At 42.1% G+C, this 12,816-nt stretch carries 9 protein-coding genes; 1 reads left to right on the forward strand and 8 read right to left on the reverse strand.

The window, feature by feature from the left end; all coding sequences use genetic code 11:
* Window positions 1-136 precede the first annotated feature (136 nt).
* Entirely contained in the window at window positions 137-640 is a 504-nt protein-coding gene (locus BMY70_RS08160; RefSeq protein ID WP_090334426.1) for a GNAT family N-acetyltransferase, read from the forward strand.
* Window positions 641-833: 193 nt separating this feature from the next.
* Here the strand turns inward: BMY70_RS08160 and BMY70_RS08165 are convergent, their stop codons facing one another.
* From BMY70_RS08165 to BMY70_RS08200, 8 genes are all read right to left on the reverse strand, one after another.
* A complete protein-coding gene (locus BMY70_RS08165; protein WP_090334430.1) occupies window positions 834-1,940 on the reverse strand; it encodes a bile acid:sodium symporter family protein in 1,107 nt (368 codons plus the stop codon).
* A gap of 88 nt (window positions 1,941-2,028) precedes the next feature.
* The gene (locus BMY70_RS08170; RefSeq protein WP_090334433.1) at window positions 2,029-2,958 is read right to left on the reverse strand and encodes an RraA family protein; all 930 of its coding nucleotides are present in this window, start codon (window positions 2,956-2,958) and stop codon (window positions 2,029-2,031) included.
* A 120-nt stretch (window positions 2,959-3,078) separates the two neighbouring features.
* Window positions 3,079-4,356: an amidohydrolase/deacetylase family metallohydrolase gene (locus BMY70_RS08175; protein WP_090334436.1), complete on the reverse strand. Its 1,278-nt coding sequence runs from the start codon at window positions 4,354-4,356 to the stop codon at window positions 3,079-3,081.
* A 111-nt stretch (window positions 4,357-4,467) separates the two neighbouring features.
* Entirely contained in the window at window positions 4,468-5,697 is a 1,230-nt protein-coding gene (locus BMY70_RS08180) for an aminotransferase class V-fold PLP-dependent enzyme (RefSeq protein WP_090334438.1), read from the reverse strand.
* An 86-nt stretch (window positions 5,698-5,783) separates the two neighbouring features.
* Entirely contained in the window at window positions 5,784-6,248 is a 465-nt protein-coding gene (locus BMY70_RS08185) for a RidA family protein (protein ID WP_090334794.1), read from the reverse strand.
* A gap of 39 nt (window positions 6,249-6,287) precedes the next feature.
* Window positions 6,288-7,850, reverse strand: coding sequence for a SusD/RagB family nutrient-binding outer membrane lipoprotein (locus BMY70_RS08190; protein ID WP_090334441.1), 1,563 nt, complete (start codon window positions 7,848-7,850; stop codon window positions 6,288-6,290).
* Between the two features lie 21 nt (window positions 7,851-7,871).
* Entirely contained in the window at window positions 7,872-11,306 is a 3,435-nt protein-coding gene (locus BMY70_RS08195; protein ID WP_090334444.1) for a SusC/RagA family TonB-linked outer membrane protein, read from the reverse strand.
* A 288-nt stretch (window positions 11,307-11,594) separates the two neighbouring features.
* Window positions 11,595-12,713 carry a FecR family protein gene (locus tag BMY70_RS08200; RefSeq protein WP_090334446.1) on the reverse strand — a complete coding sequence of 373 codons (1,119 nt, stop codon included), beginning with the start codon at window positions 12,711-12,713 and terminating at the stop codon, window positions 11,595-11,597.
* Window positions 12,714-12,816: the final 103 nt, after the last annotated feature.

Below are 12,816 nucleotides of genomic sequence, written 5' to 3' on the forward strand. Positions count from 1 at the left end.
ATTGGAAAAAATGGAGTTTCAAAAAAAAAATTACTTTGATCCTGATTTTGGATGATAGGGAAACTGTGAAAGTTTTACTAATTATGAGCTAACTTTGAATTTGTCCTTTTAACACCTCAAAAAGAATCTGCTTTTAATGGATCTTATCATAAGAAATGCTGCTCCCCGTGATTTACCGGTTATTTTGGAAATAATAAACCACGCTATTCTTACATCGACTGCCATATATGATTATGAAATCAGGACGCTCGAAGAGCAAACGGCCTGGTTTGAAAAAATGATCGCAGACGGTATGCCTGTTATCGTGGCAGAATTTGAAGGAGAAGTAATCGGATATGGATCCTACAATATTTTCCGGCCGAAAATCGGTTATAAATTCAGTGTGGAACATTCGATTTATCTTAACGAGAAATCCAGAGGAATTGGCGTAGGAGGAAGGCTTTTGGGAAGTTTAATCCAAAGAGCAAAGGAATCAGGACTGCATACTATGATCGCAGGTATTGATGCCTCGAACCGGGGAAGCATTGAATTTCACAAAAAATATGGTTTTGTAGAAAAAGGGTATTTGAGGGAGGTAGGCTACAAATTCGACCAATGGTTAGACCTCGTCTTCATGCAATTAATCTTAAAAGAGGATTAATTAAATTTAGCCCTGAAAGGGTGTAATATCCTAGAATCGGGCATCGCCCGATTGATCCGGAATGTGGGAGTTATACAATTCCGAATTCCCACATCCGAATTGTTAATTCCGAATCCAATCGGCCAATCCAATAGGGCGTTGCCCCATCCTAAAATACGACGCCCTTTCAGGGCTAAAAAGGGCGTCGTATCAATTAATGTGCTCTACCGGTCTCCACATAAGTCTCCTCGTCACCTGTCGGCTTTCTGTGCCAGTAGGATGCCAGGATTGATCCGGTGATATTCATTAATGGTCCAAATACCGCAGGTGCTAAACCGACAGTTGCCATTTTTCCCATTTCTTTTGCGATACCCGATGCCAGGCCTCCATTTTGCATACCCACTTCGATAGCAATGGTACGGCAATCGCGCTCGCTCATTTTGAATAATTTTCCGGAGAAATAACCGAGCGTGTAGCCTAATAAGTTGTGGATCAATACTAATCCAATCAATGCCGGTCCGATTGTCAGCAAACTGTCTCTTCCTGCAGCGGTAATGATGACAATAATAAATGCAATCCCGGACATCGATACCAGAGGCATGGCATCATCAAGCCATTTCGCTTTTCCGCTGAACAATTTATTGAAAATCAGTCCTGCCCCGATCGGGATAATTACCATTTTAACAATATCCCACATCATATGCAGCATGTCAATTTGAATAAATGCACCCGCATAAAGTTTCATTAACATGGGCGTCATTACCGGAGCGAGCATGGTTGAAATCGCCGTGATCGTAATTGAAAGTGCAAGGTTTGCTTTTGCCAGATAGGAAATAACATTGGAAGCCATACCATTTGGCGAACATCCGATCAAAATAATTCCGGCAGCAATTTCAGCAGGGAAACCACTTACACTTGCAAGCGTAAATCCTAAAAGCGGCATGATCAAGAAGTGGCTTACCACGCCAATAAAGACACCGCGCGGCATTTTTACGACACCCACAAAATCATCAAAACTCATCGAGGTTCCCATCCCAAACATAATAATCTGGATAAGTGGAGTAATTAAAACGGCAAATTTGAAACCATTAAATTCCTGGAAATATTGAGGATAATATAAAGCTGTGGTGACAGCAGCGAAAATAATTGTTGTATAAGTAAATCCTTTAAGCGAATCCGAACCTCTGAAACTGATGGCCAGCGCAAGAAAGAAACCAATAAAAAAAGGACCAGCCTGATCAAGATTTCCTGATACGGCAAGGTAAAGTGCAACGACCAGACACAAAATAGCAACACCAGACAAGAGCTTATAAATGTTCATAAAATTATGTTAATTATGCAATTTTTAAATGGATGCATTTAAAGGAAGAAAACAGGAGATTATTACTTCATATTTTCTTCCTTACGTATTACCAGGTTCTTTTTTTCATGTATTCGTCAAGATCAGAACGTTTCATCGGAATTTCCTTTGGATTTTTATCCAGCCATTTCAGGAAGTCTTCTTTCAATTTATCCGACCATTGGCTATCGATCTGTCCGGGTGTATATTTTCCCTCTTTAAGCATCAAAATTCCGAACTTATCTCTTAAGGCAATAAATTCAGCCGTTATAACCACTTTTTCAGCTAAATGTGCAGGAATAAAAATAACTCCCTCTCTTTTAGCCAAAACAAGATCGCCTGGAAGAACAATCGCGCGACCAATACGGATCGGCGTATTTAATCCGGTCAATACAACATCTTTCAAGTAGGAGGGGTCCCATTCACGTACAAAAGCATTAAATCCTTCTATTTTTGATAAACCTTCAAGATCTCTGGAAGATGCATCGAAGATTACCCCATTACCTGTTTTTGCAAAAATTGAATTACCAAGGTTATCGCCGATCAGTGTTCCCTGGGCAATTTTCCCAAACCCATCAGCGACGTAAACATCACCTTTGGAAAGCTGGTCGATTGGCCAGGAATTAGTATTCCCAATGCGACCATTTTTTGCGCCACGTTCTTTAATACTTTTCTCGACATCCGGGCGTGATGGCATAAACTGAGCTGTAAGTGCGCGGCCGGCAACCGGCACATCCTGATGTATCATTTTCCAGTTTCCATCAAACTGGCAGTTATATCCTTCGTTTTGCAGAACAACCCAGGCCTCTTCGATCGCTATTTCTTTGACCCGGCGGATTAGGTCATCAGAAACCTTTGGCCGGCCGTCCGGGAATCTTTCACCTTTCCATTCTGAGGTTAAGAAAATAAGTTCTTCTTTGGAAATCGTTTGTGCCTGAGACTGGCCGGAAAAACTTAGGCTAAATAAAAGCGCTGCGGCAACGATGTATTTAAATTTCATGAAATTTATTCAAATTTACTGAGGGCTGATATACTGAATTTGGATCGTTTGCCAGGTAGTAGCGCGGCAAACAATCCAAATATTATAAGTCAAAAACCCCCCTGATTTACTAAAATCTATTTAATTTCTTTTGGTAACAACAAGCGGAGATATAATCCCATTTAAATCATAAACTACTTTTCCGGCACGGATTGTCAACTCACATTCAAGTTTTTCTTTTCCCGTAATTTTTGTTCCGGTATAGTCAACGAACCCAAAAACACCGGTGTCGTTCATTGTGAAATTACCTTTCAAAACGCGTAAAACAGCGACGTCAGCAAGTCCGCCTACGGTCAGGCTGCCCAGTTCTTCTCTGTGAATTGCCTGAGCCGGTGCCCATGTGCTGGCTTTGATCACACTTTGAAGATCCATACCCATGGCCAAAAATTTGGACATCACATTCAGCATATCCTTCATCGCTGCGTTCATACTTCCGGTATGGATATCGGTGCTAATTGTATTTGGATAAAATCCGCTTTTAACTGCCGGGATTGCCTGAGAAAATGCAAAACTGATACCGCCGTAACCAACGTCAAATAAAATCCCCTTTTTACGTGCTTCGTAAACAAATGGTTTTACTTTACCGGTTTTAACATCCAGTATTGGCTCACGGCTCGATAATTGGCCAAAACAATGCGTGAAGATATCACCCGGACGCAGATGCTGCATGAATAATTCCTCGATAGAAAGTACAGGAGTACTTCCTCCAAAGTCAATCATAACAGGAATATTGGCAAGTTTTCCTGCTTCAACGGCCTTATCAGTTGGCGTCCAGTCATGACCGTTGAAGTGAGCCAGCTTTACGCCGACAATATAGTCAGGGTTTTCTTTGGCGACACGTGCAGTATTTACCGGGTCCATATCAGCGATATTCTGCTCGAAAGTCCCGCCGCGCATCCCTTCACCAACAATGTTCAGAAATGACAAAACACGGGTTTTAGAAATATCAATAGTCTGTCTTTTGAAATCGGGAAAGGACTTCCAGCCCGCACAGCCTGCATCTACTACTGTTGTTACACCAGTGCGAAAAGTAAAACCATCCGGTGGAAGCGCGTTTGGTCCGTTGCTGTAAGTCTGGTCCATTTTAGTGCCGAAAAAATTATGCGAGTGCATATCGATCAGGCCCGGTGTCACATACATTCCCTTAGCGTCCACGACCTGCACAGCAAGTTTGGGATCAATGTTTTTTGCAACACTTTTAACAGTATCCCCGTTAAGCGCCACATCCATGATCCCGTTAATATTGTTTTTAGGATCAATTACATGTCCTCCTTTAATGAGTATGCTGTATTTCTGAGCATTTGCGGAAATGCAGCAGCAACCAGCCAAAAGGCAAATTGATAAGATTATTCTTTTCATTTGTTAAGGATTTAGGAATAGTTATTTACATCTGCAATTCTTTTCAAAATCGCCTTAGGCGTTAAACTTTCAGAAGGTATTAATTTCTATATTTTGATAATTCATTACAGCTCAGGATACTTTTGAAAGTTCTTCCTTTAATCTTGCAGCGACGATTTTGTCCTGCCCGGGTTTTAACATCCACGCCGTCACATTGACAGCATCTTTGCCTCCGCCGCCCACTTCGATCGAAGGATTTCCTTTTCTCATGGCTTCCATTAAATCTTTTCCTTCAAGTTTTGTTTTGCTTACATCCCAGCTGATCTTCAAAGTAGGCGTATGATTTCCCAGCGGATTGACCGTCACCTTTGTTGAAATCCCCGGAATGGATTTTACAGTATTTTCGATCAGGGCAATGCTCGTTTCCCAACCTCTCCAGAGCTTGTCATAGTCCTGATTGATAAATTTTTCCAACGCCACATACATTCCCAAAATTTCTTCTTTGTTCACCTTCATACCACGTCCGATGTTGAATCCACGGGGCGGCATGTGCTGACGCGCAGCAGCGATAATTTCTTTTTTACCCATAAGTAAACCAGCACTTTGCGGTCCTCTCATGGCTTTGCCGCCAGACACTACTACAAAGCTGAAACCCATGTCGTTAAACTTCCACAAGTTTTCAACCGGAGGGACGTCGGCAGCGATATCTATTGAAGTTGGAATGCCATGTTTTTTACCGATTGCAACCCATTCTTCATGCATAATTTTTCCCTGATCCGACTGGATATGGAGAAAGTGCATCAAAGCTGTTCTTTCGTTAATCGCCTTTTCAAGTTCTTCAACGGTTTCGACCATGATCATTTTACAGCCGGTATTGGTCAAAGCGTGGTTGTAAACAATATCATGACCTTTCTGGCAGATCACTTCCGACTTCATGCCGGTATATTCCAGATGCGGTAATTGTTCTACTTTTTTAAGATCCATTCCGGTCAAAATTCCTGCAAGCCCCAAGGTCATTCCGGAAAAAGCACCGGAAGTAACAACGGCTGCTTCGGAGTGAACAAGTTTTGCAATTTTCTCGCCGACCTTGTCCTGTAATTCGTCAAGCATACAGAATTCTTTCGATGCATAATTGATCGTTTCAAGAACTTCATCCTGCATTAAGGAACCGGTCATATAGGTGAGCGTTCCGGCAGCATTGATAAAGGTGCGGACGCCCAATTCTTTAAATAAATCTCTTGGTGCGGGCACTTTCGGTCCTGTCGCGGCCAGGGCCGATTGAAAAGGAATCGCTCCTCCAGCCAGGCCACTTAAAAGCGGAACGGTAGAAAGGCGTTTGATGAGTTTTCTTCTGCTAAGCATGATTTGCGGCACTGAATGGTTAGGGATAGAAATAAAAATATCACTGAGTGACCGGGGAGATCATCTCAGTGATATGTGATTTTTTGCTAGATATAAGCGATGCAGTCGATTTCTACAAGCGAGTTTCCTGGTACGCCGCCATAAACGGCAACCGTTGTGCGAACCGGCGGTTTGTCGCCAAAACGACCTTTGTAAGCCTCATTCATAGCCTTGTAATCGTTAAGATCATGAAGGAATACGCTGCATTTTAAAACTTTCTTCATCGAAGATCCTGCGGCAATTAATTCTTTTTCCAATTCGTCCAGAACATGCTTTGTATGTGCTTTAATGTCTCCCTCAAAGTGGGCTCCTTTACCAGCAATAAAAACCATATTATTGAATTTCGTATGCCCTGAAAACAGCGGTACATCCTGGTGGTTCACAACATTTCCAACTTCCTTTTCAGGTGCTGCCTCTAAAGCTTTTGCTTGGGAAGATGCAATGCCAAGACCTGTTACACCAGCTACCGAGGCGAATAATTTTTTGAGGATTGATCTGCGTTCTGTTTTCATACGGCTATTATTAATTGAAAAAAAAAGAATTTGCGGCAATTATTTATCCCACCAAACAATGCTTGACAGGCTGTTTGTACCACCTTGTCTTGTTCTTGCCTGGATGAAGTTGGCTTCGTTGTAAATACCCTCTGAATCAGGAATCTGGAATCTTGTCGGGATTTTTCCGCCTGTCAGGTTTCCTGGATAGTTAGTTGGTGTCAGTTTAGGATATCCTGTACGTCTCCAGTTCGAGAAGATTTCGTATTCATCTTCAAGGAACAAAGCCACCCATTTCTGAGTTGAAATTTGTTCGATCTGTTCTTCAACAGTTCCGGAAGTTTTGTAAGGATTTGCAGCGATGTAAGCATTGATTTTAGCATCAGAGATTACACCGGCAGTTCCGAATAGTGTCCATTGTTTCATACCCGCAGTAACGGCGCTTTTGTATTCAGCCTCCGCAGTTGTTGCTGTATACCATCCTCTTACCGCAGCTTCCGCTAAAAGCAAGTGTGTTTCAGCTGTTGTGAAAACCAATAGTGGAGCATTGTATTTCAGGATCGTGTTTGGATTTGGCTCTGAGTAAGAATCAAAATCAGGAGGCAACGAGTTGAATGCAGCATTCGGCATACCTTTTTGCAAAGCCGTGGCAGTATCTGCAACGTAAGCAGAAGCAGAAGTTGGTTTTACCCAAACCACGGAAATCACATTTAAACGCGGATCTTTTGTTGTTTTCAAATGATCGATCAACGTTTTAGCAAATTTTCCGCCTTCCACATTATCTCCGCCCGGCGAAACGTAATCAGTTCCCATCAGACCGCTTGAAATAAAGTTTCTGCTCGCAGTTACTGACCCGTCTACATAAGCGATCGTTGCAATGTCAGTGTCACTTGTGATTACACCGCCGGCAATTGCTTTCTGAACCCAGGTTTTTGCCATTGTGGCATCTACCTGCGTCAGGCGCATACCCAGACGCAACATCAGAGAATAACCGAATTTTTTCCATTTTGCAATGTCACCTCCGTAAATCAAATCGGAAGTGCCGAAAGTTGCCTGAGCCGGATCAAAAGCGCCGATCGCCTGTTCAAGTTCTTTCAGCATATCTGCATAAATCGCAGATTGTTCGTCGTATTTAGGCGTGTAGTTTTTGTCTGTAAGTGCCTTTCCTGCTTCGCTGTAAGGAACATCACCATACAAATCCGTCAATCTGTGGTACAGATATGCTTTCCATATACGAGCAACAGAAAGCTTGTTGACATCAGCCGGTACGGTCTTTACTGCTTCAATTACCTGCTCGATGTCAATAACAGCGCCAGCCGTAGCAGGATCACCACCATAAAGCGCCCAGCTTCCTGTCGAGTAAGAAAAGTTAAAATACTTGTCGCCAGCACCAGGAACTTCTTTGTAAGTAGCAAAATGCTGCATGGATCCACCGATGGTCAAATAAGCCGCGCCTGTATAATTGTTGCTTACAGTTGTTAATTGTGCTCTCGTAAAAAGGAAACCCGGTACTACCGAAGTGGAAGCGTTTGGGTTTACGTTCATTTCTTCAAACCCGTTGTCACAAGAGGCAAAGAGCAGGGCCACCGGGGCCAGATATAATAATCTTAAAAGCTTTTTCATATTCACTAAAATTTTTAATGATTAAAATTTCACTGTCAGGTTCACACCAAGATTTCTTGTTCTTGGCACACCGAAGGCTTCAAGGCCTTGCGCGTTACCATTTGTATAGCTTGATTCAGGATCGAAATAGTTGTTTTTCTTATCCTTGTAAAGAAGCAGCAGGTTACGACCAACAAGTGAAACAGAAGCAGATTGAAGTTTCAGGAACGAGATTTTGTTAACAGGCAGGTTATAGCTGAAAATAACCTGACGAAGTTTGATGAAGTCGTTGTTGAACGTAAACATGGACGTGTAATTCTTGTCATTGTCGTAATATGTATCAACTTCTTCCTTTTTCCATGTTTTAGAGAATGGGGCCCCTTCCGGCGTCACGCCGGTTACAGTCAAACCAGTTTCACGACCTGGAAGTGTTTCTTTTGGCAAACCGAAACGGTATGCATACTGGTACATGTTGGAGTAAACAACGCTTCCGAATTTGCCATCTACCAAAATGTTCAACGAGAAGTTTTTGTAACGGAATGTGTTGGTGATACCCATCGTCAATGGAGGGATACCTCTTCCCAGTTTTTCAAGATCACCACGCACTGCATATCCGCTGGCCGTGTTGTATACAACGTTCCCCTGGTTGTCCGTTTTTTTCTTGTATCCCCAAACTTCCCCATAAGATCCACCTACTTTATTATTGATAACCCCTCCGCCAACTCCGGTTCCAACGGTCAGCGTTGGCAGGTTATCAGCAAGCTGGATGATCTCACTTTTGTTATAAGCCATGTTGTAGCTTACATCCCATGAGAAGTTTGCTTTTTTAACAGGCGTAGCAGTTACCAAAAGTTCAATTCCTTTGTTGCTCAATTCACCGACGTTCAACAGTGCCTGGGTATATCCGGAGCTTGCAGCGATATCACTTTTTACGATGTCGTCTGTCGTTTTACGGTTATAAAGAGTCACATCTAAACCTAACTGATTGTTGAAGAATCTCGCTTCAAGACCTGCTTCGTATGTAGTTGATGTTAACGGTCTCAAATTTGGGTTTGGAACCAGGGAAGAGTTCAACTGCTGAACCGGTCTTCCGTTATGTCCTCCCTGAGCCATTGCGTAGCTCTGATAGATAATGTACGGATCCACAGTAGCACCACCCACTTGTGCCCATGAAGCACGAAGTTTTGCAAAACTTACAACTTGCGGCAATTTGAAGGCGTCAGAAATAATGAACGTTCCACCGATTGCCGGGTAAAAAATGCTGTTGCTCGAAGTATTCAAAACCGAGAACCAGTCCTGACGACCTGACATTGTAATATAAGCCAATCCTTTGTAACCTAAATCAACCGATCCAAATACGGAGTTGATACCCGTTTTTGCGTAATATGGTGTAGTAGTAGAAGTGGCAAGGTTTGTGAAACTGTAAAAGTTGGGGATCGTAAACTCCGTTCCTCTGTAAGTCGTTTCGTCGTAAATACTTCTTTGTGTGTTCCCACCAACCAACGCAGAGAAACTAAGATTTTCAAAGAAATTGGTATTGTAGTTCAATGTTAACATTCCGTTGGTCTCCGATGAAGTCGTATTTCTGGCTTCGTAAGTACCCAATGGCTGATAAGCGTTGTTGGTTGGTACAATAAATTCGTATTTGAAGTTATAATAATCCTGACTCACGCTTCCTTTAATGAACAGATTATCAAGGATGTCGTAACGGATATTTGCCTGACCAAGAAAACGGTTTTTCTTATCGTCGTTTTTGAATTTATTAACGACCATATAAGGGTTTGGTGCCGCTGGAACCGGGTTCCACTGGATTTCTTTTCCTGATGCGTCGTATCCAGGGGCAAGGGTTCTGATATCTACTGTGTTTGCAATCAAATACGTTGCCCAGTGCGGGTTGTAATCTGCGTAGCCAACTTTTGGACGGTTGTGACCATCTTCGATGTTGTATTGAACAACAGTTTCAATGCTTAATTTTTTACCAAGATTTGCATTAACATTTAAGTTGGCAATGCGTCTGGTGAAATCAGAATTAGGGACTATACTGTTTGATTTTGTATTGTTCAAACCAAAACGAAAGTTAACTACCTCATTACCGCCCGTAAAAGCAATGGAGTTAATATAATTCGTTCCTGTTCTATAGAAGTTTTTAAGATTATCTTTTTGAGGCGAATATGGGTGAAGCTGACCATCCACCTGAATTACCGGAGAACCATCCATTCTGGCTCCGTAAGAAAGACGACCTGTACTTTTAGCCTGATCCAGAGTCGTTGGTTTTACACCATCCAAGCCTTGTCCGTATTCATATTGCCAGTCAGGAATAATCGAAAGGCTTTCTGTCGAGAAGTTGCTGTTGAATTCAACTCCAACTCCTTTTTGTGCTCTACCTTTTTTCGTAGTGATCAAAATCACACCGTTAGAAGCACGCGCTCCATACAAAGCGGCAGCTGGTCCGCCTTTCAAAACGCTGATTGATTCGATATCGTCAGGGTTAATACCACCAATACCATCGCCACGGTCAGTATTGTTTCCTTCACCGTTTGATGCATTTCCACCACCCGGCACGCTATTGTCCATCGGCATACCATTGATTACATACAAGGGCTGGTTGTTTCCACTCAACGAACCGTTACCACGAATGATGATGCGGCTCGATCCACCCGGGCCTGTAGACATACCTGTTGCGTTAACACCGGCAATTTTACCTGTCAATGCGTTTGCAACGTTGTTCTCACGTGCTTGTGTAAACTCGCTACCCTTAACTTCTGTCACGGCATAAGCAAGTGCTTTTTTCTCTTTTGAAATACCAAGAGCCGTTACAACAACCTCGTTAAGTGCTTTTGCTTCCGGAGCCAGCTGAACAGAAACGTCTGTTTTGTTACCAACAGGAACGTCCTGGGAAGTATAACCTACAAAGCTGAAAGTAAGAACAGCAGTGGCCAGTTCCTGATCAGGAATTTCGATCGAATATTTTCCTTCACCATTTGAAGAAGTTCCACGTTGTGTTCCTTTTACCAAAACACTGACACCCGGAAGTCCGGAGCCGGTTTCATCAGTTACTGTACCTGTGATATTCTTTTTTGGAGCGTCTTTGGTTGAAGGTTTTGTTTCCGTAGTACTAGGCTCACGCTTCAGGATGATGCGGTCTTGTACTACTTCGTAAGTTACGTTATATGGTGACAGAATTTTTCCAAGTACTTCTGACAACGATTCGTCCTGGAATTTGAAAGATCCTTTTTGGTTATTAAATATCTGAGGGTTATACATGAATTTAACCTTCGTCACATTTTCGATTTTATCCAAAACCTTGTCGATTTCGGCATTGGATAAACGTAAGGTCACTTTTTGGTCAAGCACGCGCTGTCCGTTCACGGTGTTTGCGTGAACTAATGTAGTGAAGAGCACTGCTAATAAAGCTTGATACAGACTCATACGCATGATTTTCTGCAAAGCGTGTTGATAATGTATTGATTTTGACATAATTTTGTTTTTGTCGGGTTGAAAAATTCGGCAAAATGATTCCCTGGTATCCGCAGCAGTGCGGAAGGTGTAAAGCGCTTACAAATGGGATGACTTAGGTCGGTGATGTTGGCGCATCATCGACTTGTTTTTTTGTGGTAATCAGGCGAAGATTGTAATCATAGGCTTAGCTTCATTTAGAGTTCATAATAGTATAGGTCGCTGGAAAATTCTCTTACTTCTGAAATCGGTATTGCCGGTGATGCCTTTGTAGGTATTTGTTGAACCAGTCCGGCTCAGTAATTCTAGTTATTCATTCTGGTAAGTACAGCCTTTGCTGTAAATGATAATGCTTGCGTCAAGTTGCTCATAACGAGCATTGATAGTACGGCATATCAGGTCTACTTTTTCAAAAAGCGGCTCGTCTGACAATGAAGCCGTGAGATAACAATTTTTCATAATCTCCGCATCGAAAAGAATTTTTACTCCGTAAGATTTCTCCAATGCCTCAAAAACATCTTTTATCGGCGTGGCTTTAAAGTCAAAAGATTGTTTCTGAATAGGCATTTCAAGTAAGGCCGGATCGGCAATCAGACTTCTCGTCAAACGAAGGTTAACAGGAGAAAATACGATTTGCTGGTTTGGCGTCAGGATCATCCCACCCAGTTTATTATCAGCCTGCTGCGTTTCCATATTTTCGTCGGTTAGAGCAAAAACAGATACTTTCCCTGTCTTTACAGCGACTTTTACATCTTTATCATTTTCAAAGGCGCTGATGATAAAACTTGTACCTAAGACTTTTGTAACCAAATTGTTTGCATAAACATAAAATGGCTGATCCGGATTTTTAGCAACTTCAAAAAATGCTTCTCCCGATAAAAAAACCTCTCTCTTTTCACCTTTGAATGCCTGAGGATAACTAATGCTGCTTTTTGGTTGTAAAAGAACAGTACTTCCATCCTGAAGAGAAACCAGTTTAGGGCGATTTGTTTCGTTGGTCGCCTTCAAAAGGGGCTCTTTAATCTGGCTTATGATCTGGTTGTATAAAAGATTATTTTGTTTCGAAGTAGAATATTTATTGCTGATCCACCAGCCCAATCCAAGGATCATAATGATGGAAGCAGCCGCTGAATACCATTCCGGGCGGAAAATCAATCTTCTTGGCGACTCTTTTTCTTCTGAGTGTTCAAGAGCTCCCGACAAACGACTGATTTCGTTAGTAATTTCATCATCGGAAATTCCGTCGAATGCCTCAAATACAGTGTCAAGCAGATAAGTCGCCTTGTCGACCAAATCTTGTTGATCAGGATTTTCAGACAACCAATTTTTCCAGAAATTGCCGGCATCCGTATCATTGGATAGTTTCCAGAGTCGGAAATAATGGTCAACAGCTAGCTCCTCGGGTTGTATATTTCTGTAATCTCGCATCGTAAGTCAGGCAGTATTTTGGCGTATTCAGATTAAGGATGCAGAAATCATTGGTCAATACTCTATTTTGTAAAATTATTTTTTGATTTTTTTTAAAAGGGAG

Origin of the sequence: Dyadobacter koreensis (assembly GCF_900108855.1) — a bacterium.
Classification (GTDB): domain Bacteria; phylum Bacteroidota; class Bacteroidia; order Cytophagales; family Spirosomataceae; genus Dyadobacter; species Dyadobacter koreensis.